The organism is Bacillus sp. 005/A4HT-01/001 (genome assembly GCF_004634445.1).
In the GTDB taxonomy this organism is placed as follows: Bacteria; Bacillota; Bacilli; order Bacillales; family Bacillaceae; genus Bacillus; species Bacillus altitudinis.
The window spans coordinates 1-26,580 of record NZ_SEIZ01000003.1 but is presented as its reverse complement, the minus strand read 5'-3'; the positions used below and the strand labels follow the sequence as shown (position 1 = coordinate 26,580).

Sequence of the window (26,580 nt, the reverse complement as noted above, 5' to 3'; positions counted from 1 at the left end):
CTCTTTACCGCAAGTTTTTTGTTTTTATCCATTTAATATGGTTCCGCCATTCACATGAATCATTTGTCCATTTATATAAGAAGAGTCTTCGCTCGCTAAAAATAAATAACTCGGCGCTAACTCTACTGGTTCACCAGGCCGCTCCATTGGGACATCTCCACCAAATTCAGACACTTCCTTTTCCGTAAATGTGGATGGAATCAGCGGTGTCCAAATCGGTCCAGGCGCTACCCCATTTACCCGAATCCCTTGTTTAATCAGAGATAGAGATAATGATCTTGTAAACGTTACAACCGCCCCTTTTGTCGATGAATAATCAATTAAGGTTTCATGACCTTTATAAGCAGTGACCGATGCTGTATTAATAATACTGCTTCCTTTCTTTAAATGAGGGAGCACCGCTTTTGTTAAATAGAACATGGCAAATATATTCGTTTGAAATGTCCGAAGAAGCTGGTGAGAAGTAATCTGTTCAATGCTTTTTTGCGGATGCTGTTCACCTGCGTTGTTGACCAAAATATCAATCGAACCGAAAGCATCTTTTGTTTGTTTGACGACCTCGTTTGAAAAAGCTTCATCCCCTAGGTCACCTGATATTAAAATGACGCGGCCTCCCATTTTTTCAATATAGTCCTTCGTTTCTTCCGCATCACGATGTTCATTCAAATAAACAATCGCTACATTGGCTCCTTCTTTCGCAAATAAGACAGATACTGCTCGTCCAATCCCGCTGTCTCCACCTGTGACAATCGCCGTTTTCCCTGTCAGCTTTTTGCCTTGCACCTCTCGATCAAAGATAGGTCTAGGGTTCATTTTATATTCAAGTCCTGGACGTTCGTTCTGATGCTGAGGCGGTAACGTTTTCTTTGGCTGCTTTGTTGACACGTCAGTCCACTCCTTCCTTTTTATCTCGTTTATTTTTATGTGTTGCTCATTTTTTTATGTATTTCGCTCTTGTTTTCACTAAAATGTATGATTTTCAGCATCGTGGAAAAATTATACACAACAAGTGACTGGAGGCGACAACATGGAACAAGAACATAAAGGATCGGAGCAAGCAAAGTCGTTATGGCTAGCTGATAGTGAGAAGCCCTCTTTTCCTACTGTCAGCGAAGACCTTACAGCAGATGTCATCATTGTCGGTGCCGGTATTACCGGTATCGCTACTGCGTTTGAAATGACAGAACGCGGACTGGATGTCATCATCATAGATGCTGATCAAGTATTGCAAGGAACCACCGGACATACAACAGCGAAAATTACCTCCCAGCATGATGTGTACTATCATGAGCTGATTCAGCATATTGGTCTGCCGAAAGCCCGTTTATATGTAGAAGCAAATGAAAAAGCAAAGGAACTCATCCAAGCACGTGTGAAAGAGTATGACATTGATTGTCATCTTGAGGTAAAAGATGCTTACCTTTATACAACAGAAGAAAACGGCGTCAAAAAGTTAAAGAAGGAATTAGATGCGTACAAACAGCTCGGTATCGATCGCAAATGGAAAACAGCGCTCCCGTTTGATGCTGGCATCAAGGCATCCCTCGCCATGACGCAGCAGGCACAATTTCATCCTCTTCATTATCTTCATGCACTGATCGATCAGCTCATTGACCGAGGCGTGCGCATATTTGAACAGACAACGGCAGTCGATGTAAAAGAAGGAAAACACCCTGCTGTCGTCACAAAAAGTGGCCATCATCTGATGGGGCGCTCTATCATTTCATGCTCACACTTTCCTTTTTACGATGGCAAAGGACTGTATTTCACGCGAATCCATCCTGAGCAATCTTATGTCGTCGCAGCCAAAACAAAAAAACCGCTTCCTGACGGCATGTACTTAGGAATTGATCAGCCTGCCCATTCATTAAGAACGGCGAAATTCCATGGAGAAGATGTCGTGCTCATCGGTGGACAAGGCCATAAAACCGGACAAGGCGGAGATGAATCAGCACACTATGAAGCACTAGAAAAGTTTGGAGAAGCGACCCTTGGTATAACGGAAGTCCTTTACCGCTGGTCCACGCATGATATGGTCACAATGGATCAAATCCCTTACATTGGCCGCCTGACATCACATCATTCGAATATTTTTGTGGCAACAGGCTTTAGAAAATGGGGCATGACCACAAGCCACGTAGCAGCGACACTGATCGGAGATTTGATCGAAGGAAAATCGAATCCTTACGAATCCATCTTTACTCCATCAAGACTCGTGTCAGACGCATTCGTAAAAGACTTTATCAAAGAAAATACCAATGTTGCAGCGAAGCTGATCAGTGGTAAATTAAAGCGAGCTGATCAAACAATTGATGATTTAAAACCGGGTGAAGGCGGCATTGTATCTTATGAGCACAAAAAATGTGGCGCTTTTAAGTCAGAGGACGGCGATATCTTTCTTGTCGATACAACCTGTACTCACTTAGGCTGCGAAGTCGCGTGGAATAATAGTGACCGCACGTGGGACTGTCCTTGTCACGGGTCTCGTTTCTCCATTACGGGAGAAGTAGTAGAAGGTCCGGCGAAAAAACCACTAAAAAGGTCATATAAAGAACAGTAAAATTTCACTGTTTCCCCTTTAAAAAATCCAATATTATCCGATAAAAAACATAAAGTCTGATATTTTTGATGATCATGGGGGGACAAACACATTGTTATTTAAAAAAGAGAGTAAAAAGAAAAACACTGCTTTTTTCACACAGCAGGATGATGGGATAAAACGAATCAATTTTCCGGAGAATACGGACATTGCCAAACAAATTAAAATGATTGATTTGACGCAGCAAGACCTTTTTATCTTGAAACAGCTGAATCCAATCGTTCAAGATGAAATTGAACATATCGTCGATAAATTTTATAAAAACCTAGAAGTCGAGTCTTCCTTGATGCACATCATTCAAGATAACAGCTCAGTCGAGCGTCTAAAGAAAACACTACGCATTCATATTAGTGAAATGTTTGCTGGTGTGATTGACGAATCTTATGTGGCCAAAAGAATTAAAATTGCACAAGTTCATTTAAGAATTGGACTTCAACCTAAATGGTATATGGCAGCCTTCCAAGACCTATTACTATCCATTATGGATTTATTTGCCCAGCATATCCAAGATTTCAAAGAATATCAGACGGCAGTGAAAGCGACGACGAAAATTTTAAATCTAGAGCAGCAGCTTGTCCTAGATACGTTCCAAAATGAATACTCTAAAGTTCGTGATGAAGCAGAACTACAGCAAAAAGAGCTTCATACAAAAATTACAGAAACATCTAATTCACTTGCTTCTCTCTTCTCAAACACAACAAATGCAGTGGACAAACTTGTATCAAAATCTGATGAGATGGCGGATATGTCACAGGCTGGCACAAAGATTTCAGCACAAGTTGAAGAGAAATCAATTGGCGGTAAAAAAGAGTTAGAAATTCAGCAGACGCAAATGAACCAAATTGACGGCAGTATGACAAAGATTGAAACAGAAATTAAACGCTTAGAAGAAATTGCGAAACAAATTGAACAAATTTTTGGGATTGTCACAGGTATTGCGGAGCAAACGAATTTACTATCTTTAAACGCTTCAATCGAATCAGCTCGAGCAGGTGAACATGGCAAAGGCTTTGCTGTCGTTGCAAACGAGGTTCGCAAATTATCAGAGGATACAAAGAAAACGGTTTCAACTGTATCTGAGCTCGTCAACAACACAAATTCACAAATCTCCATTGTGTCACAGCATATTGCTGATGTGAATTTACTTGTGACAGACAGTAAAGAAAAAATGACCCAAATCAACTCGCTATTCGATGATATCGTCAGCAGCATGAACTTAAGCAAAAACCAAAACGGAAAAATTGAAATAGATTTGCAAACATTCCTAAACGAATTGAAAGAAGTCAAACAAACAGTGTCCCAAGTGGCAAGTTCGGTCGAGTCCTTAACGAGTCTGACAAATCACTGATCCAGTCATTCTTCTTCTGTTTTAGTATAATAGAAGAAAAGATAGAAAAGGCGGGATTTGATTGACAGCAATTTGCCTAGTCAGACACGGAGAAACCGATTGGAATGCAGCAAAACGAATTCAAGGACGAACAGATATCCCTTTAAATGACACTGGTAAATGGCAAGCGGAACAAACCGGTCTTTACTTAAAAGATGCCCACTGGGATGTTGTGATTTCCAGTCCGCTATCAAGGGCAAAAGAAACAGCTCATTTGATTTTACAGCATGTACATGCACCTCTCGTGATCATGGACGATTTTATTGAACGTGACTATGGCGACGCTGAAGGCATGTCATTTGAGGAACGTCAGAAACTGTTTCCAAATAAACAGTATCCAAATATGGAACCACTATCGGCACTTCAAGATCGAATGCTAGAAGGTATCGAAAAAGTGAGAGCAACCTACCCAGATCAACGGGTACTAATCGTAGCACACGGTGCTGCCATCCATGCCTTACTCACCTCACTAGCTGACGAACAGATGGGTATTAAGGATACAAGACTTGAGAATGCCTGCTTAAATTATGTGGAATGGACAGATGGTGAATGGAAGGTGAACGATTACAACGTGGTCAGCCATTTAACACAATCTGCCCCTTCTTAAAGAACCTGTTTTCATAGCAGGTTCTTTTTCATGTCAAAAACAATGATAAAATAATATTTTTTTATATCGAAATTCGAAATAGATGATAGCCTTTTCTACCTATTTTAAGGCATTTCGGGTATCGAATGTTTATCCCCAAATAGATCATGAGAAAAAAAGCACGATTCCTTTTTAACAGAAAATCGTTGAAAATACACAATAAACATATTTTACCATCATTTCCAAGCGACTTAATTCCCTATTTTTCGCTAGGACTTCCACAAAAATTCAGGTCTACTCTTATTTGCCTACCTCTATTAAACTGAAAATACAGAATAATCAAACGGATCATTCTTATAGACTATGGATGATTATTCTGAAATAAGAAAAAGGGATGTGGAATGTGCGTGAAAAAGAAAAATGTGATGACAAGTGTTTTATTGGCTGTCCCTCTTCTGTTTTCAGCAGGGTTTGGAGGCTCGATGGCAAATGCCGAGACTGCCTCAAAGTCAGAAAGTGAAAAAAGCTATATCGTTGGCTTTAAAGCTTCTGCCACCACAAACAGCTCTAAGAAACAAGCAGTGACACAAAATGGTGGGAAATTAGAAAAACAATACCGCCTCATTAATGCTGCACAAGTGAAGATGTCTGAACAAGCCGCAAAAAAACTTGAACACGACCCTAGCATTGCTTATGTAGAAGAAGACCACAAAGCAGAAGCATATGCACAAACCGTCCCTTATGGTATCCCTCAAATCAAAGCTCCAGCCGTACACGCTCAAGGTTATAAAGGTGCTAACGTCAAAGTAGCTGTCCTTGATACTGGAATCCACGCCGCACACCCTGACTTAAATGTTGCAGGCGGTGCTAGCTTCGTCCCTTCAGAGCCAAATGCCACACAAGACTTTCAATCACACGGAACTCACGTAGCCGGAACCATTGCTGCCCTTGATAACACGATTGGTGTTCTTGGGGTTGCGCCAAGCGCCTCCTTGTATGCCGTTAAAGTGTTAGATCGAAACGGAGATGGACAATACAGCTGGATTATCAGTGGTATTGAATGGGCTGTTGCCAATAACATGGATGTCATCAATATGAGCTTAGGCGGACCAAACGGCTCCACAGCGCTTAAAAATGCTGTAGACACAGCGAATAATCGCGGAGTGGTTGTCGTTGCCGCAGCAGGGAATTCAGGTTCCACTGGCTCTACTAGCACCGTAGGCTATCCTGCAAAATACGACTCTACGATTGCTGTTGCCAACGTGAACAGCAACAATGTCAGAAACTCATCTTCTAGCGCAGGTCCTGAATTAGATGTTTCTGCACCTGGTACATCGATTTTAAGTACAGTACCAAGCAGTGGATATACATCTTATACGGGAACATCAATGGCATCTCCTCATGTAGCAGGAGCAGCAGCGCTTATCCTTTCTAAGTATCCGAATCTATCAACGTCTCAGGTTCGTCAGCGCTTAGAAAATACGGCAACACCGCTTGGTAATTCGTTCTATTACGGAAAAGGATTGATTAACGTTCAAGCAGCTTCTAACTAAAATAAGTGTGACAAAAAAATCCGGCGAACTGAGCCGGATTTTTTATTTATTGCTTTTTCGATGTTTCCTCTTTTTTCGCCGCTTTTTCCATATCGATGATTCTCTCCATCATCGTCGGGTGTCCATAGCGGAATATTTTCACTAAAAGTGGCGGATTGACTTGGGAAAGCCCTGATTTTGCAAGCTTTTGAAATGATGTTACCCCCGCCTCTCCATCTTTCGTCAAGTTCACGGCGTATTCATCAGCTGCACGTTCTTGATGCCTTGACACAGCATTTGTAAAAGGAGAAGCAGCAAATGACAGCATAGATACAATGATCAAAAGAAGCGGAAGAGCAGCAACGTCATGTGGTGCCTTCAGACGAAATGGAGAAGCGCCTTTTTGGTAAAGGGAAAAATAAAGACGGTCAATGGCAAAAAATCCAACCAGAGACAACACTAAATATCCTGCTAAACCGATATATACATGCTTCATCACGTAATGTCCCATCTCATGCGCCATGATAAATAAGATTTCACGGTCTTTCAGCTTTTGAAGTGTCGTATCCCACAAAACAATACGCTTATTTTCACCAATTCCTGTGACGTAAGCATTCATCGTGTTTGTTTTCTCTGACATGTTGACTTCATATACATGATCTGCTGGAATGTGTGCTTTCTCTGCAAGGGTTAATATCTTTTTCTCAAGCGCTTGGTCCTTCAATGGGTAAAAATCATTGTAGAGTGGATCAATAACGACCGGCTGTATAAAGAAGAGAAACAGTGTAACTGGAACGGTTAAACACCAAGCATACAGCCACCAATATTTCCTTTTCTTTTGAATGAGCCAAAAGAACACAATAGCGCATAGAACAAGCAGCGGATATTGAATCCAAAAATCAAGCGTTTGGTCTTTTAGCCAACTTGCCGTGCTTTGTGCTGAAACACCGTAGTGCAAGGACAACTGGTAGCTCACCCACTTGACCGGCAATGTGATCAGCATCGTCAAAAGTGACAGCACAAACACATACACAAGTTTGCTCAAAAGGTGAAAACGAGCTGCTGCCAAGCTCCAATCTGCTAATTTCCTTGAAAACCCAGAAATGAGCAAAAGGAATAAGACATACCAATCTAAAGGAATTGTCATAAAGTACAACAGGTTACGAATGTTCGAGTAACTTCCACTGATCACAAGCTCATGGCTTGTCATAAATGTATGCGGGTCTGCACTTGTCCCTTTCACACTGTCAGGGACAGATGAATCCCCCATTAGAAATAAGTAAGAATAAATAAAAAGACCGTACAATATGTATGCTACCGTTGCAAGAGCTACCCATTTGCGTACTCGCACTGGTCAGCCTCCTTTCCATTTCTCTCTATTGTAATCACGCACGTTTTTGTTTAGAACCTGTCTCATGTGGCTCAATCATAGCATGCCCTATCTGAAAAAGCTTGAGTGAAAAAATGATTATGCTGTTCAAAAATCGGAGAAACTAACCATAAAAAAGTGAGTTGGAGGTTCATCATGAAGAAAATCCTTGCAGGAATTGTGATCTTTGGGCTTTTACTGATTACCTTCTTTTATGTGTTCAGCCGGACAAGTGACATCTTCGATGAAAATCGAGCAGAGAAATTATTGCTTTCACCGACGAACCAGTCCATTTCTTATGAAATAGATGATAAAGATACAACTGAAGATCTAATTGAACAATTAAACAAAGGGAAACAAACAAGCAGCCATCTCAAAAAGAATGTAAAAAAGCCAGATTATATCGCCAAGGTCATGTTCGGACGGACAAATGGCACTTCTTTTCAGCTATGGATCAACCGCTCTCAAGTTGTTTTTTTAGTAGACGGCACCTATTATGAATTAAATCAAAAACAGTCAAATTCCTTTCGAAAACAGGTACAAGAAGCGATTCAAAAAGGAGCCTCTTCATAGGAGTCTCCCCAGCGTGTAGACAAACCCTCGCATTCTTTGTCAGTCCTGCGTGCTGGTGCTCACGAATGTGAAATTCGCTCCGCGCCAGTACTCGTTCTTCCTAGGGCTGCAAAGGTTTTCTATCACGCTGAAAAGAAGACAAAGGGCTAAAATAAACAACATTTTAGCCCTTTGTCAACAATCTGAGGAGTCTCTTCAAGAGGCTCCCTTTTTATTTACTTGTTTCTGCTTGGTACTTATCCTTTAGCGCTCTTCTTAAAATTTTACCAGTCGTGTTTTTTGGAATATCATCAATGAAATGGATCGTTTGGGGCTGCTTATATTTCGCCAAATAGCGTGAACAATGTGTGATGATGTCTTCTTGATTGATGTGAGCATGTTTCTTAGGGGAAATGTAACAGACAACAGCCTCTCCTGTGTTTGGATCGGGCACACCGATGACAACGGCTTCTGCTACAGCTTCATGTTGATAAAGCACTTCTTCTACTTCTCTTGGATAGACATTATACCCGCCTACGAGAATCATATCCTTTTTTCGATCGACGATATAAATATATCCGTCTTCATCTCTTCTCGCCAAATCTCCTGTGTACAGCCAGCCATCTTTCAGTGCTGCTTCTGTGTCTTCTGGCATTTGATAATAGCCTTTCATAATGTTTGGCCCTTTTGCGATCAGTTCTCCGACTTCGTTTGGTCCAACTTCCTCTCCAAGTTCATTCACGATCTTATTTTTCACATTCATAATATCAGTGCCGACCGAGCCTGGTTTTCTTTTTCCATCAAGGGGATTGAATGCCGTCACTGGGGAAGCCTCTGACAATCCATAGCCCTCTAACACCGTGACACCGAACTTTTCTTCAAAACCGTGAAGTAAAGCAACAGGCATGGACGCACCGCCTGATATACAAATCCTCACCGACTTCATCGCTTCCTCATGACCGTCCTGACGATATAAATAGTTATACATGGTTGGAACACCAACAAATAGCGTTGGTTTTTCTTTCTCCATCATTCGTAAAAGCTCTGATGGGCTGAAATGCGGCAGGACATAGATGGTCGCTCCATGAATCAAAGGGGCATTCATACAGACGGTCAAACAAAACACATGGAACATCGGCAAAGCAGCAATCACCTTGTCCTTCTCATCAATTGACAGGTACTCCGCAATGTCTCTTGCATTTGAATATAGGTTAACATGAGTGAGCATTGCCCCTTTTGGTTTTCCTGTTGTGCCAGATGTAAATAAAATAACGGCCGTATCGTCAGGTTGTATGACAGGATGCTCAGTTTCCGGCGCACCTCCAGATACAAGCTTTCCGAAGAAAACAAGACGATCAGATACTTCTTTTAAACTTGACCTGCACGCAGATTCATTTTGAGCACAAATAATGACTCGTTCAATCGCTGGAAGCTGTTCATACACCTGCTCGTATATCGGCAGAAGCTGATCCGGTGCAACAATCCCTTTTACATCACCAGTGACCAGCATGTAGCCGATTTCACTTGGCGTATATGTTGGATTGACAGGTACAACAACAAGTCCTGCCTTTAATGCACCAAAAAATGAAATCACAAAATGCGGTGAATTTCCTAAAATCAGCGCGATATGATCTCCCGCTTGAAACCCTTCGCTCACTAAACCATCTGCAAAACGTTCGATACTTGTCATCAGTTCTCGATAGGTCCACTTGTTCTCTTCAAAGATCAGTGCGACGTTCTCTCCCTTGGTCATCGCAGTCTGCTCAAGATTTTTGATCAAATCCATTCTCCCACCCCTTATACTTCATCAATGAATGAATAGCCATTCATTTTATGACCAAACATTCCTCTTTTCTATTATAATAGACAATCGAAAAAATTCACAAGATCAAATGTAAACCGCTTTCATCCCTTTCATTAGAAAAAGCACCGCTATCTCTAGCCGTGCTTGTCCTTGCTTAATAAATCAAATCTAGAAAATCTTCTTTTGATACGTTACCAAAATAATGGCGCATATCCATGTCTTCTAATACATCACTAATGGTTTTGCGATCATATTGCTGCCCAATGAGTCGTTTCTCAATATCAGCAATATCCCCTACACCGAAGAAGTCACCAAAAATTTTGCAGTCTTGAATGATGCCTTTTTTCACTTCTAATCGAAGATCAATCGATCCAGCTGGAAAACGCTTAGAGTGCTGCAAGTTAAACTTAGGTGAACGGCCGTAGTTCCATTCCCATTTTTGGTATCGATCACGAGAAATCTCATGAATCTTCTCCCAATCCTTTTCTGTCAGCTGATACTCAGGCACGTCTCCGTTCGTGTCAAAAATATAGCTTAAAAGAATTTTTCTAAATTCTTCTGTTGTCATCTTTTGATCCATCAGTTCACTAATATTCGCAACCCTGCTTCTAATGGATTTGATGCCTTTTGATTCGATCTTTTCTTTCTTCACATTTAATGCCGAGACAACATGTTCGATTTCTGAATCAAATAATAGGGTGCCATGACTGAAGATACGTCCTCGTGTAGCAAATTGAGCATTCCCCGAAATTTTACGCCCATCTGCCATGATGTCATTTCTGCCGCTTAATTCCGCTTTGACGCCAAGCTTTTCAAGCGCTTTGATGACTGGCTCGGTGAATTTTTTAAAGTTATGAAAGCTGTCCCCATCGTCTTTTGTAATAAAACTGAAGTTCAAGTTTCCTTTGTCATGGTAAACTGCACCACCGCCAGATAACCTGCGAACGACTTTGATGCCATTGTCTTCCACATATTTTGTATTGATTTCTTCTATTGTATTTTGGTTTTTTCCAATAATAATGGACGGCTGGTTGATGTAAAACAGCAAATACGTTTCTTCTGGATCTAAATATTTTAAGCAATACTCTTCAATGGCTAAATTAATCATTGGGTCATAATGTTGCTCGTTATCGATAAACAGCATCTCTATCTTCCTTCCTTGTTCCATCTAAGCCCTGATTGGGCAAGCTGTATATTGCCAGTATATAACGCCTGTGCTTCATTGACTAGGTCTTTATGCCGACCGAAATGAGGGAGATGGGTGATGATGAGCTCTCCAACATTTGCTTCACTTGCCAGCTTCCCTACTTCAGTACTGTTCATATGTCCTGCACCCGATCCATCTTGTCCGGCGTAAAAGTTGCTTTCGGCAATAAGTAAGTCTGCATCCTTGCTAAAAGGGATAAATGCATCTTGATAGCTTGAGTCAGCTGTATACACCACCACAGCCTCATTTGCCTGAATTCTCATCGCATAGCATTCTGCCGGATGAACCGTTTTCAAAAAATCAATTTGAAATGGTCCGATTTGAATGCCCTCTTCCGGCTGATAAGGTGTTGTATTTGTATGTACATCATCAGAGAGCCGCTGAAATGCTTCTTGATCCCCGGTGTGTCCGTAGATCGTCAGCGGACCACTGCTTTTTCCTAAATGATAACCCACTAGCTTGGCATATTGGAGAGGTCCGATATCTGCAATATGATCGTGATGATAATGAGAAAGGAGTACAGCATCTAGTTCTTCTATATCAATGTATTGCTGAAGCTTTGACAGAACTCCGCTCCCGCAGTCGACAAGCAGACGAAAACCATCTGATTCAAAAAGATAACCTGATGTGGCTTCACCAGCTGCTGGAAATCCTCCGTAGCAACCAATCACGGTTAATTTCATCGTCATATTTCCTCCTTTTCAAAAAATCCCCTTCTTACAATATACCCATTTTTCATAAAAAAAGCATTCTTCTTGCCTATTGTTACAAAACAGATTGACAATTATTAATCTGTTATAATACAATGATAGCAATAAAACGTATTGGAGGATGACAAATGCTAGGAAAAATCACTGAGTTTTTTAGAAATTTGCCTTCAAAAAAATGCACAAAATGTGGAAATGATTTAATGGAACAGCACGAGTGTTACGGTAATGAATGTGAGGAATGCTCACAAGTAAGTTATCTTAAATAAGGTAATAAATAGAATAAAAAAGCACTTTTTTCCTCCGTCGTCAGTTGGAGTCAAAAGTGCTTTTTATTTTTTCTGAAAAATAGGTAAAAAGGTAAAACCCTTGGTACAGAAGGGTTTTTTAGTATTTTCATATGATGACTTTTAGTTCGGAAGGCACTTTTTATTGACTTAAAACAACGAAGGGGGTTCGAAGTGTCCATTTTTTCAAATAATTTTGTATTTTCTTAATATAATTTAATCGTGGACGAACCTCTTTAATTTTAGTTATACTTTAATTCATATATTAAAACTTAATATAATGGGAATATTCCTTTAATGAATATGTTAGGGAGGAAATCTATGAAAAAATTAAAATTTGGATTAGCTACTCAAATCCTAATCGGTCTTATTCTCGGTGTCGTGGTTGGTGCGATCTTTTTCGGTAACCCTGGTGTTGAGACATATTTAAAACCAATTGGAGACTTCTTCTTACGACTCATTAAGATGATTGTCATTCCGATTGTCGTATCTAGCTTAATTTTAGGTGTTGCAGGTGCGGGTGATGGTAAAAAAGTAGGGAAGCTTGGTTTTAGAACCATTCTTTATTTTGAAATTATCACAACGTTTGCGATCATCCTTGGTCTTGTGCTTGCGAACTTTGTTCAACCAGGTGCAGGCGTTGACTTTGGACATACAGAAAAACAGGATATTAGCCAGTATGTTGAAACGGAAAAAGAACAAAGCAGTAAATCAGTTGCTGATACGTTCCTTCATATCGTTCCGACGAACTTCTTCCAATCATTGGCGGAAGGTGATTTGCTTGCGATTATTTTCTTCACTGTATTATTCGCACTTGGCGTTTCAGCAATTGGTGAACGCGGCAAACCAGTGCTCGCCTTCTTTGAAGGTGTGTCACATGCGATGTTCCATGTCGTCAATGTTGTGATGAAAGCTGCACCATTTGGTGTGTTCGCGCTCATTGGTGTGACAGTATCAAAATTTGGTCTTGAATCTCTTGTTTCATTAGGTAAGCTCGTAGGTCTTGTTTATTTTGCGCTCGCTCTCTTCCTTATCGTTGTATTCGGAATTATTGGAAAGATGATTGGCGTCAATATTTTCAGATTTCTTGCTTACATGAAAGACGAAATGCTTCTCGCCTTTAGTACATCCAGCTCTGAAACAGTTTTACCGAGAGTCATGGATAAAATGGAGCGCATCGGGTGTCCAAAAGGAATTGTTTCTTTTGTTATCCCAATTGGTTATACGTTTAATCTAGACGGCTCCGTCTTGTATCAAGCCATTGCGGCGCTTTTCTTAGCACAGGTATATGGCATTGACCTCACAATCGTACAGCAACTCACACTGATTCTTGTACTGATGGTGACATCAAAAGGAATGGCTGCCGTTCCTGGTACATCCTTTGTTGTATTACTTGCAACACTTGGAACGATCGGTGTTCCTGCTGAAGGTCTAGCCTTTATTGCAGGTGTTGATCGTATCATGGATATGGCAAGAACCGTTGTCAACTTAACTGGTAATGCACTTGCAGCTGTCGTGATGTCTAAATGGGAAGGGCAATATGACCCTGAAAAAGGACACCGCGTGATGACTGGACAAGATGTACCTGAGCCAACACAACTTTCAAGCTAATCAAAAAGAACCCCGCGATCGGGGTTCTTTTTTTATACTGTGATTAATTTGCTTTGAACATAGTGGTACAGAAGATTGGCCGTATGAATCAATGAGTCTTCATGGGTTCTTTCAAAGGCATGCGAAGAGTCAATGCCAGGTCCAATCAGTCCATGAATGATATCATGCCCTGCTCGAATCGCTGCTGACGCATCTGAGCCATAATAAGGGTATATATCAAGGCGGTAATCGATCTTATTTGCCTCAGCTAATGCGGCTAAATGTTTGCGCAGACCATAGTGATAAGGACCGCTAGAATCCTTCACACATATTGACACACTGTATTCATCAGTTGATTGACCGTCACCGATGGCTCCCATATCAACAGCCAAATATTCCACCGTTTCTTCCGGGATATTCGAGTTCCCACCGTATCCGATTTCTTCATTATTTGAAATTAAGAAATGTGTCGTATGCGGCAATGTGATGTTCTCTGTTTGAATGCGGTGAATCAATCTCAGCAACAACGCCACACTTGCCTTATCATCAAGGTGTCTTGATTTAATAAAACCTGAAGATGTCACTTCCACTCTAGGATCAAATGAGATAAAGTCTCCTACTTGAATGCCGAGTGCTTGCACATCGTCTGCATTTTTCACTTTTTCATCTAAGCGAATCTCCATATTTTCTTGATTTCGCTTCGCTTTTCCAGCATCCTCATATACGTGAACGGACGTTTGATGCATCAGAATGGTACCTGTGTATGTACGGCCTGTTACTGTTTCAATTTCACAATACTCGCCTTCTATCGAGTTATATTGAAAGCCTCCAATGAGTGCAAGACGCAGCCGGCCATTTGATTTAATTTCTTTGACCATCGCACCGAGCGTATCGACATGTGCTGTCAGCATGCGGTGTTCCTTGTCATCTGTTCCTTTTAGGGTGGCAATTAATCCGCCTTTTCGATTTCGCTTCGTTTCAATATGTAAATCTTGTAAAAAACGTTCGACAAAGCCAATCACTTTCTCAGTATTTCCTGATGGACTTGGGATCGACACAAGCTTTTGAATAAGCTGAATCGTTTCATTTACTTCCGTTGTCATTCGGCATATCCTCCTTCATCTAAAAGAAATTCTTTCCAAGCATGCCTTTTTTCAGCATCCTTCTTAAAATATATCGCTTCGGGTTCCTGATGTCTAATTTCTAATAGAAAAAACCTTTCTCATGAAAGAGAAAGGTTTTTTTGATTAAGCTTCTTCTTGTTTCATTTTTCTTATGTTCCAAGCAAAGTATGCTGTTGTTGCAGCCATCATGATGATGGCTACTGTTCCAAGAATCGCTGCTTGGTGCCATAAATAACTGTTATCACCGCTGGCAATGATCGTTCTAAATCCGTTGATGGTATACGTCATTGGAAGCAGACTGTGAATGACTTGGAAGAATTTTGGTACAAGCTCAAGCGGGAATGTACCCGCACTTGCTGCAAGCTGAAGAACCAAGATAATGACGGCAATAAAGCGTCCTGGGTTCCCCATCGTCGTCGCAAGAAGCTGAATGATCGCTAGGAATGTCAGACTGACGATGATCGCAAAGAGATAGAAGCGCCAGAGGCTTTCCACCTCAAGTCCAAGTCCAAAGATGAGCATGGAGCTTGCAATCACTGCCTGCAAGATACCGACTAAGAGGAGCACACTATATTTGCTGACAAACCATTCAAACGCATTTCTAGGGCGTCCTGCAGGATCTTTCATTGGGAATACAACAGTCAGCATAAGAGCTCCAACAAAGAGTCCCATTGATAAAATATATGGTGTGAGCCCTGTTCCATAGTTATCAATTTTTTTCGCTGTATCATTCTCTGTTTTGACTGGGCTTGCAATCATATTGTAATTGTCCTGCCCCGCATCAATGTCTCCTGTTTCATCTGCAGCGCTTTTTAGCTTATCAGAAAGCTTTCCAGTCCCACTTTTTAAGTCACCTAATCCTTTATCAAGGGATTTTGACCCTTCAGCCAGTTTAGATGAGTTGCTTTGGATACTCGCTGATCCACTTTCTAGTTTATTCAATGCTGCACTAAGCTGGCTTGAACCGTTTGCCAGTTTATCCGCACCACTTTTCGCTGTATCAAGCTTTCCATTTGCTGTTTGCAGGCCATCTTGTAATTTCCCTTGACCCGTTTGAAGCTTCAGTGCACCTTGATACAATTTATTCGTACCGGATGTCATTTGATCAATCGCATTTTGTATGGCGACTGTTGATGTATACAGCTGTTCTGTTTTCTCTGGCAGCTGCTTGACTTGCTGTAGCTGTGCTTTTGCAGATGCAACCGCAGACTGAACTTCACTTGCGTCAGGCAGTTCCTGCAGCGCCGCTAAGCTTTGCTCAATCCCAGACAAATCAGGCAGTTCGATTGTAGGAAGACTGTCTAGCTGATCCATTGCCGCCTTTTTCTCTTCATCTGTCATCGAGCTGTTTTGAATAATACTTTTTACTTTTGCATCTCGATTAGATAATGCTTCTTTTAAAGAAGCAAGTTTGGTACTAAACGTTTTTGCATCTTCTTTCACCTGATCAATCTTAGGCGCCATCTTTTCAAGGTTCGCTAATTCAGGTGAAGACAATACTTTCTCCACAGCAGCGATTTTTTCTGAAAATGACTGTGCTTTATTGTTCAGCTGCTCAATGCCTGCTGTGAATTGCGGCATTTTAGAAGAAAGCTGCTCATGTCCTTCACGGCTTGTGTTTAACCCTTCGGTCAATGTATCAATGCCTGTGCCAAGTTCACCAAATTTCTGATCAATCGTTTGATAGCCTGTTAAGAGCTGACCAAGACCGCTATCAAGAGATTGAATTCCAGTGTTCAGTTCACCCATTTTTCCTGCAAACTGATGAACACCTTCGCTATACGTTAACGTTCCTTCTGCCAATTTCGCCAGATTGTCTTTTAACTTTTGGCTACCGTCTTTTGCGCTTTTTGTTCCGTCATCAATTTTCTTCGCTCCATCGCTTGCTTGATCTAATCCTTTTGCAATCGTTTTGAAGTTATCAAAGATGACCTCTGCATAATTTTCTGTGACTTCCTTTGAAACCGAATCTTTTAATTTGATAATGGCGTTATTCGCAATTTGAGACGCAGCATAGTTTGCGCCTGGATTCGTATAATATTTCAGATTCGATTTTTTCGGATGTTTGTCTAGTACTGTACTCGCATTTTTCGAGAAATCTTTCGGAATCTCGACGACGAGATAATAGTCTTCGTTATTTAACCCTTTGATGGCCTTTTCTTCACTATCAACAAAATGCCATTTAAAACTATCGTTTTTCTTCAATTCCTTCACTAAATCATCGCCCACTTGAAGGGTTTTGCCGTCATAATGACTGCCTTCATCCAAGTTGACAACCGCTACAGGTAATTGATCAACTGTACCATATGGATCCCAGTAAGCTTTTAAAAATACACCACTATAAATTAGTGGAATAAATAAGACAGCTAAAATCGGGATCAGTAGTTTTTTGCTCGTCACAATGTCTTTCCATTGATTCCGAATTACATTCATTGCTGTTTTCCTCCCATTGATGAATGACTAAATTAAGAATTCGGTCATTTGAACTCAAAAAAAATTATGTTGTTGCAGACAGTCCTTTTAGTACATAAAGCTCGAGCGATTCAGCGACCTCTTCTTTTGTTAAAGGCTCATATCGCTTTTCCCAGTCAAAAATAAGTGCAATATATAGTTTCACCATCACAAATGCCGTCAATTCAGGATCACAGGGCTTAATGTCGCCTTTTTCAATCGCTTCTTTTACTTTTGTTTTAATATAGCGAATGATCATCTGCTCCATTTTTTCAATCATTTCTTTCACTGCTGATGTGCCAAGCTCCGCATTTTCCTGAAAGATTTTAATTGTAAGTTGGTGGTTTTTTCGAAATTCTAATATTGCAAAGAGTGCTAAATGAAGGTTTTCTGAGAAACTATTCTTCTCATCTATTGCTTCATCTGCAATTTTCCTCATCTCCATTAACAGTGATGTGAAAATTTCATCGAACAGCTCTTCTTTGTTTTTAAAAAAGGTATAAATCGTTCCTTTTCCGACGTTGGCAAGCTTTGCTACAAGGTCCATTGTCGTGGCTTTATACCCGAACTGGGTAAATGCCTTTGTTGCTCCATCTAAAATCATTTGTCTCCTATCAACACTCATGATCTCACTCCCAAAATGACTATTTGAACGTTTCGGTCATTAAGTACAGAAAGTAATATACCACATCTTTTTCGTCAGATGCAACAACTTTGTTCAATTTTATTATTCACCACTCTTTTCTAAACATACGAACATGAAAAACTCCCTTTCCATGACAGAAAAGGGAGTTTGTTTTTTATGAAAATAGATAAGATACAGCTTCTGAGATGGCAGCTTTTCCTTGATCAATACAATCAGGAATCCCAACACCTTCAAATGCAGCACCCGTGATATAAATACCAGGATATGATTGCTTAAACGTTTCTCTCATCGTCGAAATCTGTTTTTGATGACCCACATGATATTGCGGCATGCTTGTTTTCCAGCGAGTCACTGTCGTCAGCTCTGGATCTGCTTTAATATCCATGATTTTCTTCAAATCCTCCAGCACAATGCTCACGATTTGATGATCAGACTGTTCAACAATTGATTCATCACCAGCTTTCCCAACATATGCACGAAGCAATGTTTTTCCTTTAGGTGCAGTGTGAGGCCATTTCTTATTTGTCCACGTACATGCTGTAATGGAGAAATCACTATTTCTTGAGATGACAAAACCAGTGCCATCATATTCATTGTGAACATCCTCTTCTTTAAATCCGAGTGCAACTGTTGCAACAGAAGTCGATGTCATGTCATGCAAGTACTCAAGCCCTGCTTCTTTTGGAAACATGGAATAGATCGATTGGTGAGGAGTTGTCACAATGGCAGAATCTGCAAAAAGCGTTTGACCGCTGTCTAATTGAACGCCATAGCCTCCCTCGGCTTTTTCGATCTGGGTCACTTTTGTCCCTTTGTAAATCTTCGTCAGCTTGAGTTTACTTTCGACCGCTTCAACAAGTGCTTGCAGCCCTTGATTGATTGTCTGGAACTGTCCTTGCTTTTTCGCTGTCACTTGTTGCGCTTTTGCATGCTGCTGTGATTTTTTCATCCCAAGAATCAAACTGCGATGCTTCTGTTCTGTTTGATAGAACTGCGGGAAGGTAGACATTAAGCTCAGGCGATCAATGTCACCAGCATAAATGCCTGATAGTAGCGGTTCAATTAAATTCTCCACCACTTCATCACCCACACGTCTTCTAAAAAATTCCCCCAGAGACTGATCTTCTGTCTGTTTGCTTTTTGGCAAAACGAAATCCATCGCTGCACGTGCTTTTCCGGCAACTGAAAAAAGCCCAGTTGTAATGAAAGGACTGATTTGAGTTGGAATGCCCATGACAGCGCCCTTTGGCATCGGATGAAGGGTTTCATTGACTAATACATACGCTTGCCCTGTTTCATTATTGACGAGCTGATCAGATAGGCCAACATCTTTTGCCAGCTGGGGTCCACTGACCTTTCTTTCTAAAAATGAATCGGGTCCACGTTCAATGATATAACCGTCTTTATATAATGTTTGAATTTTTCCACCTAGCCTAGGACTCGCTTCAATAAGAGATATTTGGATAGGAAGGCCTTTTTCTTCAATTTCCTTTTCCAAATAGAAGGCGGCGGCCAAACCCGTGATGCCACCGCCAATGATGACAAGGTGTTTTTGATTGTCATGCATAGGATCGCCTTCTTTTATATGATTACTTGCTTTCATTAAGCTTCTTTAATACGACTGCTGCCAGTGCATCAATAAATGCTGGTTTCGCATTTGGCATTTCTGGACGATAGTAAGCTGCACCAATTTCATCCGTGACGACTTTACATTCATAATCATTGTCGTATAACACTTCAAGGTGATCAGCGACAAAACCAACAGGCACGTATACAAATGTTTTATAGCCTTTTTGCTCAAATAGGTCACGCGTGAGATCCTGTACGTCTGGTCCAAGCCACGGATCAGGCGTATTGCCTTCACTTTGCCAGCCAATTTCATAATGCTCAATTCCTGCACCTTCAGCAATCATTTTTGCAGATTGTGCAAGCTGATCAGGGTATGGGTCCCCTGCTGCAATAATTTTTTCAGGAAGACTGTGTGCAGACACAATCAGCACTGCTGAATCTCTTTCTTCCTGACTCATGGATGCATACGTCTCTTTCACTTGTTTCACCCAATAGTCCACAAACTTCGGTTCATCGTACCAGCTTTCAACAGAAGTAATGTTCAGATGGCCAAGCTTTTCTGCTTCATCTTGTGCACGTTTGTTATACGATTTCACACTAAATGTGGAGAAGTGCGGTGCTAGTACAATACTCACCGCTTCTGTGATGCCATCTCGGTGCATGTCAGCGACCGCATCCTCAATGAAAGGCTCGATGTGTTTTAACCCAATGTATACATGAAATTCAATCTCGTCTTGGATCTCATTCAAATGTTCACACAAGCCATTTGCCTGCTGTTCTGTAATTTTTGATAAAGGAGAAATGCCGCCAATTGCCTTGTAGCGGTCCTTTAAATCTTGCAGCATCTCCGGCTCTGGCTTTCTGCCTCTACGGATATGTGTATAGTAACGTTCAATGTCTTCTTCTTTATATGGGGTGCCATATGCCATGACAAGTAGCCCCATTTTCTTTTTCTCCACAACCAACACTCCTTCAGATCATTTGAAATATTTAGATGGATGTTTTTTTATGTTTAGCTGAATAATCGTGAATAAAGTCAGTCAGCTTCTTTAACGTGTCTGGTGAGACATCAGGAAATACCCCGTGACCTAAGTTAAAGATGAATTGATCTGATTTCATCCCTTGATCTAAAATCGCTTTTGCTCTTTCTTCAATCACTTCCCAAGGAGAAAGTAAAATCGTTGGATCAAGGTTTCCTTGTAACGTTTTTGTTAAGCCTTCTTTTCGCGCTTCGTCTATACTCATACGCCAATCCAGTCCAACGACATCAAGCGGCAAGTCATGCCAATCTTTCGCCAGATGGCTCGCACCGACACCATACATAATCATTGGTACGTTTTCAGACTTCAGCTCTGTGAAAATACGCTGCATGACAGGCTTAATGAAGGTCCGGTAATCTGCTGCATTTAAAGCGCCAACCCAAGAGTCAAAGATTTGAAATGCTCGGACGCCTGCTTTTACCTGAGCGCGTATGTATGTGATCGTCATATCGGCTAATTTATTCATCAAAAGCATCCATGTCTCTGGCTCACTGTACATGAGCGCCTTTGTTTTATGATAATTTTTAGATGGACCGCCTTCGATCATATAGCTTGCCATCGTAAAAGGTGCACCTGCGAAACCAATCAGCGGAACATTCAACTGCTCCTCTGTTAACAGCTTGATCGTATCAAGCACATACGGCAGGTCTTCTTCAGGATGAAGCTCTCCAAGACGCTGGATATCTGCCTTTGTCCGAATAGGCGAGTCAATCACTGGTCCAATTCCATTTTTAATTTCAACGTCCACTCCAATAGCTGGAAGCGGAGTCATAATATCTTTATATAAAATAGCGGCATCTACACCATATTGTTCTACAGGAAGTCTTGTTACGTAAGCACATAGCTCTGGCTGATGCGTAATTTCAAATAGCCCGTATTTTTCTTTAAGGGCACGATATTCAGGCTGCGAGCGTCCTGCCTGTCTCATATACCAAACCGGTACATGGTCTGTTTTTTCCCCTTTGCACGCCTTTAAGAACGTGTCATTAAAAGCCTTCGTTTTTCCCATTACCTTTCATTCCACCTTTCGCCTCACACTCTCTTTGTATAAGGCTCAAACACTGCTTTTACTATACCGCTTTTTCAGGGCTCGGTATACTAAAGCGGCTCAATGTTCAAAAAATCGCCGAATATTAACGTCCAAAAGCCTCTGGCTTGATATAAGCACTACCTTCGCCTTCTTCTTGTGTTTGAGTATTGTATGGAACAACCTTATACTGCGCATCTGAAAACACATTTGCATACGGCATTGTGTAGCTGTTTGTTCCTGTTACAGAATCGATCAGGGTCTCGCTTCCATTCCTCTTTTCATAAATACGATATTCAACGCGTTTGTCTTCCTGTTCATCCCATGACAGCTCTAATGTAAAGAGCCCTTTGATTTTAAATGCATAACGTGCTTCAAAGCCTGACAGTCCTTCTAAATGGATTGGCGATTGAAGTTCTTTAATTCCCTCTGGTTTTTGGAATGTTTCATTGGTTATTTGAGCGGTCGTTAAAATATCTTTCATTAACTGCACTGGATACTGACTGCCGCCAGTTAAATAATGACTGTTATCCGTTTTGTCATATCCCATCCAGATTGCCCCTGTTGTACTAGGCGTGTAGCCAGCAAACCAAGCATCTTTCGTTGCCCCTTTGACACCGGAATACGTAGTTGTACCTGTTTTACCAGCCAAATCTCCAGCGTATGATCCGCTCTGAGCGGTTCCGCCTTTGACGACCTGTTGAAGCATTCTTGTCATATTCCAAGCATTTTGTACGCTAAATACTCGTTCTTCTTTGTTTCGATTTTTTTCAACGGTTTCTCCATCATCATTCGTGATTTTCTGAATGAAGAACGGCTTTTTATAGACGCCTTCATTTGCAAATGTATGAAATGCTCCAGCTATCTGCAATGGAGAAACCCCTTTTTCTAGACCACCAAGCGCTATGGCAAGTCCTTTATCCGAAATATCCATCCCCATTTTCTCAAGATAGGATTTAGACGTATCGATGCCAAGCTGGCTTAACGTCCATACGGCAGATGTATTTTTACTTTTCATGAGAGCCTCTACCATCGTGACCCTGCCCTCGTACTGTCCATCGTAGTTCTTTGGAGAATAGCCGTCATAGCTTTTTTCTTTGTCCTCAAGCAGTGAATACGGTCTGAATTTTTTCTCCTGCATCGCTGGACCATATACTGCGATCGGCTTAAAGACAGAACCAGGCTGTCTAACAGCTGTGACTCTGTTATAGCCTCTTGCCTGATATTCTCGTCCGCCTATTGCTGCTTTTACACCACCAGATGCGTTGTCAATAAACACAGCGCTGCCTTCAGGTGACCCGCTTTTTCCCGGGAAATAACGATTGTTTTTCATTGCATCATAGGCAATTTTTTGCAAATTCATATCGATTGGTACCGTAATGGTATAGCCGCCTTGAAGCAATTGTTCATGCGAAATCGAATACTGTGATTCTGCTTCTTTAATCATGAGATCTACATAACTGTCCACCCAAGGGGTTTCTGATTTCTTTTTTAAATGAATACCAAGTGTTCTTCCTTTTGCTTCAACTGTTTCTGTAGAAGACAAATATCCTTGTTCATTCATTAAATTCAGGATGGTATCCCGTCTTTGTTTATTTTTATCTGGGTGTAGAACAGGGGAATACGTTGAAGGTGCCTTTGGCATGGCAGCAAGTGTAGCTCCTTCACTGACAGTGAGATCTTTTACATCTTTACTAAAATAGTAATTGGCTGCTGCTTGGATCCCATAGACGCCATGACCAAAGTAAAGCTGATTCAAATACATTTCAAGCAGCTTGTCCTTTGAATAATCTCTTTCTAAATTGATCGCAATAATGACTTCTTTTGTTTTTCGAAGAAACGTTTTATCATTTGTGAGAAAGATATTTTTGGCGAGCTGCTGGGTGATGGTACTGCCGCCTTCTACCTTTCCACCTGCTAAAATATCTCGATAAACCGCCCTTGAAATCGATTGTGCATCAATTCCGTGGTGCTCATAAAAGCGCTTGTCCTCTACAGCAACAAAAGCTTTCGCCACTTTATCTGGGACCTCTTTTAATGACACAGGGTCCCGATTTTCTGAATACATGCTTGTGAGTTCTTTTCCATTCTGATCAATGATTTTCGAGGAAGCGTGAAAAACGAGCTTCTTCTCATCTATGACATAATGTCCTAAAAATAAAATGGTCAGATAGCCAATAAATGAAAGCACGATTGTACTTCCTGCAATGACTAATGGAATGATTATCTTCTTTTTCTTCAAATTAGGTCACCTCATTCCTTTATACGGATAGTATGGGATGTATTGCTTCATAATATGTTTTATGGATTGACTACCAAAGAATTATATATCATTCTTTTGTTATACTATCAAGCAGGAGGCGGTTTAGATGAATTTCTATATTACATATGGAACAGCAGACTTTTTGCAAAAAATCGCAAAAAAACATCATCTTGAAAATCTGCTTTATACGGTCGGTAAGGAACAAGCGGCTCTTTTTCATGAAACGGAGGGTGAGACAGTCTTTAAAGCACCCCATGCCTATGATGTGATTTATACAAAAGGTGAGCTCGTCCAATCTGGCTTTGTCACGCTGAATCATATCCCTGTAAAGCTCGAAAGCAGAGCACTTTTTGAATCCACCTTTCAGAAAAAAACAAACATGTCAGAGCACCAGCGCGGCTTTCAGGCGCTTCGTGTGTTAAGACCAAAAAAGGATGAAGAAGTGTACTTAATTTTGACCCTTTGGGAATCTGAAGACTTATTTCAAGACTTCCAAGAGTCAGAAGCATTCTTTCAGCCACACGAGGATACTGGCTCCATCTTCTCTCGTCCTGCCTATCTGACATCCTATCATGCCGTCATAGACCATTAAGGAAGTGCTACTCTTCGCACTTCTTTTTTTCATAAAAAAAAGCCCTTCTGCTGGGCTTTCAACGCTTATCTCTAAGCTCGTACCGATGAATGATTGGCTGAAGTACATAAAAATTCAGCAAGATCCATCCTAATAAGATTGGCCATTTGAGCATAGGTGAAGCACCTTTCATCTGAATAAGTAGTACCAACAGTGGAATCAAACAAATCATCAAAAAGCTCATCTTCGAAACGAACGTTTCTTTGATTTGATGCCGACAGCTTGGACAAAGCATCATTCTCGTATGCGATAAATGAAATTTTTCGACGAAAGAAAATGCTTTTGAACAATTTGGACAGCTTCCCAATGCCACTCCCCCTTTTTCAAGCTTCATACTTAACCTTCGACTTTTATGTAAAATGACCTTTTCTGTCATTCTCGACATCCTCTTCTGTTGAAAGATTCTAACAATTACCATACAATCAGTAAAAGAGCCTAAAGGAGGTTTTCGGATCAATGACAGTATCCACTTTACACAAAAGGATCAATGAACGTCTTGATGAACATTATGAGGAAATGGTTGAAATTAGACGCCATCTCCATATGAATCCAGAACTTTCTTTTCAGGAAGAGGAAACAGCTGCTTACATCGCTCAATATTATGACAGATTACATATCCCAACACGCATACATGTAGGCGGACATGGTGTACTCGCTTTTATTGAAGGAGCTTCCCCTGGACCGACCATTGCATTGAGAGCTGATTTTGATGCACTTCCCATTTATGATGAAAAGGATGTACCTTACCGTTCAACAAAACCTGGCATCATGCACGCATGCGGTCATGATGGCCACACAGCAACACTTCTCGTCTTAGCGAAGATCTTACATGAGCACCGAGATCAATTAAAAGGAAAAATCGTCCTCATTCATCAACACGCAGAAGAATATGCCCCCGGCGGTGCGAAACCAATGATTGAAGATGGCTGTTTAGACGGTGTTGACGTCATTTTCGGCACCCACCTTTGGTCATCAGAGCCATGCGGCACTGTTCTTTATAAAAGCGGGAACTTTATGGCAGCCGCCGATCGTTTCTCTATTCAAGTGCAAGGGAAAGGCGGACATGGCGCACAGCCGCACCTGACGAAAGATGCCGTACTCATCGGTTCACAAATTGTAGCCAATCTTCAGCAGGTCGTGGCCCGTAAAGTCAACCCGATTGATTCTGCGGTGGTATCTGTAGGGGGATTTGTCGCTGAAAATGCCTTTAACGTCATTGCAGATTCGGCCGTGCTAACAGGTACTGCACGTTCCTTTGAAGAGAGTGCACGCCATATCATTGAACGTGAAATTGAACAGGTGGTGAAAGGTGTCTGCCACATGCACGATGCCTCTTATACTTATGAATATGTAAGAGGCTATCCTGCAGTCAAAAATCACCCTGCACCAACTGAATATATAGCAGAAATAGCCAAACAGACAGAAGGAGTCACAGAAGTAAAAGAAGCCGAAACCCAAATGGGTGGAGAAGACTTTGCTTACTACCTTCAGCATGTTCCTGGTACTTTCTTCTACACAGGCGCTATGCCAGAAAACAGCCAAGATGTGTATCCACATCACCATCCGAAATTTGATATTAACGAAAACGCAATGCCTGTCGCAGCAAAGGTACTCGCTCATGCCGTCCTTTCCTACGATGAATAAAAAAAAGCCGCTGCTGGGCAGCGGCTTCAGACCGTAGACAAACCCCACCTTTACTTCAAGTAAAAGTGGGGTTTTCACATTTTTTATAAAAACTTTATGTATTTTACGCTGGACATGGCTCTTTCCATGTCCAGTTTGCTAGCTTTTTAAGATTCATGGCAGCGAAAGTAAGCATCGCCTGCATTGAAACTTTTTTGAGTCCTCGAAGTTTCGTCCAACGCATACCATGCTTTTCTTTTGCATCCGCAAAAACGCGTTCTATTGTTTCTTTCCGTTTTGCATAGATGTCTTTATTCATTTGTGTCAGCCTCAGATGGTCTGCTTCATCTAGATAGTCCTGCCAAATATGCCGATGAATTTGTTTGGTGTGATTTTGACTTTGTGTACAGTTATTTAAAAACGAGCAGGATTTACATACCTCTGAATCAGATGCATATTGCTTATAGCCTTCTCTAGTCGTTGTACGATAAGAGAGAATTTGCCCGTTGGGGCAAATGTAACAATCAAAATGTGCGTCATATACGTATTCATTCTTTTTCAAGTAACCAGCTTTTGTTCTTGGACG

At 41.1% G+C, this 26,580-nt stretch carries 22 protein-coding genes; 9 read left to right on the top strand and 13 right to left on the bottom strand.

The features are described from left to right. Window positions 1-24: 24 nt before the first annotated feature. A complete protein-coding gene (locus ES896_RS09780; protein ID WP_039962782.1) occupies window positions 25-885 on the bottom strand; it encodes an SDR family oxidoreductase in 861 nt (286 codons plus the stop codon). A 142-nt stretch (window positions 886-1,027) separates the two neighbouring features. Here ES896_RS09780 and ES896_RS09775 point away from each other — a divergent pair, with 142 nt between their 5' ends. The 4 genes from ES896_RS09775 (at window position 1,028) to ES896_RS09760 (ending at window position 6,125) form a co-directional block, all read left to right on the top strand. Further along, window positions 1,028-2,560, top strand: coding sequence for an FAD-dependent oxidoreductase (locus ES896_RS09775; protein WP_135226752.1), 1,533 nt, complete (start codon window positions 1,028-1,030; stop codon window positions 2,558-2,560). Window positions 2,561-2,585: 25 nt separating this feature from the next. Beyond that, on the top strand, window positions 2,586-3,947 hold the full coding sequence (locus ES896_RS09770; RefSeq protein WP_375803964.1) for a globin-coupled sensor protein: 1,362 nt from the start codon (window positions 2,586-2,588) through the stop codon (window positions 3,945-3,947). Between the two features lie 61 nt (window positions 3,948-4,008). After that, a complete protein-coding gene (locus ES896_RS09765) occupies window positions 4,009-4,593 on the top strand; it encodes a histidine phosphatase family protein (RefSeq protein ID WP_007497198.1) in 585 nt (194 codons plus the stop codon). A 386-nt stretch (window positions 4,594-4,979) separates the two neighbouring features. Next, on the top strand, window positions 4,980-6,125 hold the full coding sequence (locus tag ES896_RS09760) for a serine alkaline protease SapB (RefSeq protein WP_046526644.1): 1,146 nt from the start codon (window positions 4,980-4,982) through the stop codon (window positions 6,123-6,125). Between the two features lie 46 nt (window positions 6,126-6,171). On the opposite strand, the gene ES896_RS09755 is transcribed toward ES896_RS09760, so the two are convergent. Then, window positions 6,172-7,455, bottom strand: a complete 1,284-nt coding sequence (locus ES896_RS09755) for a M48 family metallopeptidase (RefSeq protein WP_135226751.1) — start codon at window positions 7,453-7,455, stop codon at window positions 6,172-6,174. A 174-nt stretch (window positions 7,456-7,629) separates the two neighbouring features. Here ES896_RS09755 and ES896_RS09750 point away from each other — a divergent pair, with 174 nt between their 5' ends. Then, on the top strand, window positions 7,630-8,046 hold the full coding sequence (locus tag ES896_RS09750) for a YhfM domain-containing protein (protein WP_135226750.1): 417 nt from the start codon (window positions 7,630-7,632) through the stop codon (window positions 8,044-8,046). A 211-nt stretch (window positions 8,047-8,257) separates the two neighbouring features. Here ES896_RS09750 and ES896_RS09740 read toward each other — a convergent pair whose 3' ends face one another. The 3 genes from ES896_RS09740 to ES896_RS09730 all read right to left on the bottom strand — a co-directional run bounded on the left by ES896_RS09740 (window position 8,258) and on the right by ES896_RS09730 (window position 11,719). Beyond that, the gene (locus ES896_RS09740) at window positions 8,258-9,811 is read right to left on the bottom strand and encodes a fatty acid--CoA ligase family protein (protein ID WP_135226749.1); all 1,554 of its coding nucleotides are present in this window, start codon (window positions 9,809-9,811) and stop codon (window positions 8,258-8,260) included. 172 nt (window positions 9,812-9,983) lie between these two features. Further along, a complete protein-coding gene (gene lplA / locus ES896_RS09735) occupies window positions 9,984-10,973 on the bottom strand; it encodes a lipoate--protein ligase (RefSeq protein WP_008348846.1) in 990 nt (329 codons plus the stop codon). 2 nt (window positions 10,974-10,975) lie between these two features. Further along, entirely contained in the window at window positions 10,976-11,719 is a 744-nt protein-coding gene (locus ES896_RS09730; RefSeq protein ID WP_048001747.1) for an MBL fold metallo-hydrolase, read from the bottom strand. Between the two features lie 155 nt (window positions 11,720-11,874). On the opposite strand from ES896_RS09730, the gene yhfH reads away from it, so the two are divergent. After that, entirely contained in the window at window positions 11,875-12,012 is a 138-nt protein-coding gene (yhfH, locus tag ES896_RS09725; RefSeq protein ID WP_008359029.1) for a protein YhfH, read from the top strand. A gap of 339 nt (window positions 12,013-12,351) precedes the next feature. Beyond that, window positions 12,352-13,641, top strand: a complete 1,290-nt coding sequence (locus ES896_RS09720) for a cation:dicarboxylate symporter family transporter (RefSeq protein ID WP_008348850.1) — start codon at window positions 12,352-12,354, stop codon at window positions 13,639-13,641. A gap of 32 nt (window positions 13,642-13,673) precedes the next feature. On the opposite strand, the gene ES896_RS09715 is transcribed toward ES896_RS09720, so the two are convergent. The 7 genes from ES896_RS09715 to ES896_RS09685 form a co-directional block, all read right to left on the bottom strand. Further along, window positions 13,674-14,723: a M42 family metallopeptidase gene (locus ES896_RS09715; RefSeq protein ID WP_017360302.1), complete on the bottom strand. Its 1,050-nt coding sequence runs from the start codon at window positions 14,721-14,723 to the stop codon at window positions 13,674-13,676. Between the two features lie 144 nt (window positions 14,724-14,867). Then, complete coding sequence (locus ES896_RS09710; protein WP_135226747.1) at window positions 14,868-17,177, bottom strand: YhgE/Pip domain-containing protein; 2,310 nt, start codon at window positions 17,175-17,177, stop codon at window positions 14,868-14,870. 64 nt (window positions 17,178-17,241) lie between these two features. Further along, complete coding sequence (locus tag ES896_RS09705) at window positions 17,242-17,820, bottom strand: TetR/AcrR family transcriptional regulator (protein ID WP_007497184.1); 579 nt, start codon at window positions 17,818-17,820, stop codon at window positions 17,242-17,244. Between the two features lie 175 nt (window positions 17,821-17,995). After that, on the bottom strand, window positions 17,996-19,408 hold the full coding sequence (gene hemY / locus ES896_RS09700; RefSeq protein WP_008348859.1) for a protoporphyrinogen oxidase: 1,413 nt from the start codon (window positions 19,406-19,408) through the stop codon (window positions 17,996-17,998). 22 nt (window positions 19,409-19,430) lie between these two features. Next, the gene (gene hemH / locus ES896_RS09695) at window positions 19,431-20,369 is read right to left on the bottom strand and encodes a ferrochelatase (protein ID WP_017366949.1); all 939 of its coding nucleotides are present in this window, start codon (window positions 20,367-20,369) and stop codon (window positions 19,431-19,433) included. A gap of 31 nt (window positions 20,370-20,400) precedes the next feature. Beyond that, on the bottom strand, window positions 20,401-21,459 hold the full coding sequence (hemE, locus tag ES896_RS09690; protein WP_007497181.1) for a uroporphyrinogen decarboxylase: 1,059 nt from the start codon (window positions 21,457-21,459) through the stop codon (window positions 20,401-20,403). Between the two features lie 124 nt (window positions 21,460-21,583). Next, window positions 21,584-23,719: a transglycosylase domain-containing protein gene (locus ES896_RS09685; protein ID WP_135226746.1), complete on the bottom strand. Its 2,136-nt coding sequence runs from the start codon at window positions 23,717-23,719 to the stop codon at window positions 21,584-21,586. A 127-nt stretch (window positions 23,720-23,846) separates the two neighbouring features. Here ES896_RS09685 and ES896_RS09680 point away from each other — a divergent pair, with 127 nt between their 5' ends. Next, window positions 23,847-24,332 (top strand): antibiotic biosynthesis monooxygenase family protein, encoded by a 486-nt coding sequence (locus tag ES896_RS09680; RefSeq protein WP_007497177.1) that lies wholly within the window; start codon window positions 23,847-23,849, stop codon window positions 24,330-24,332. Window positions 24,333-24,827: 495 nt separating this feature from the next. Further along, window positions 24,828-26,015 (top strand): M20 family metallopeptidase, encoded by a 1,188-nt coding sequence (locus tag ES896_RS09670; protein WP_135226745.1) that lies wholly within the window; start codon window positions 24,828-24,830, stop codon window positions 26,013-26,015. 103 nt (window positions 26,016-26,118) lie between these two features. Here ES896_RS09670 and ES896_RS09665 read toward each other — a convergent pair. Further along, a partial coding sequence (locus ES896_RS09665; RefSeq protein WP_205687768.1) for a transposase occupies window positions 26,119-26,580 on the bottom strand: 462 nt, incomplete at its 5' end.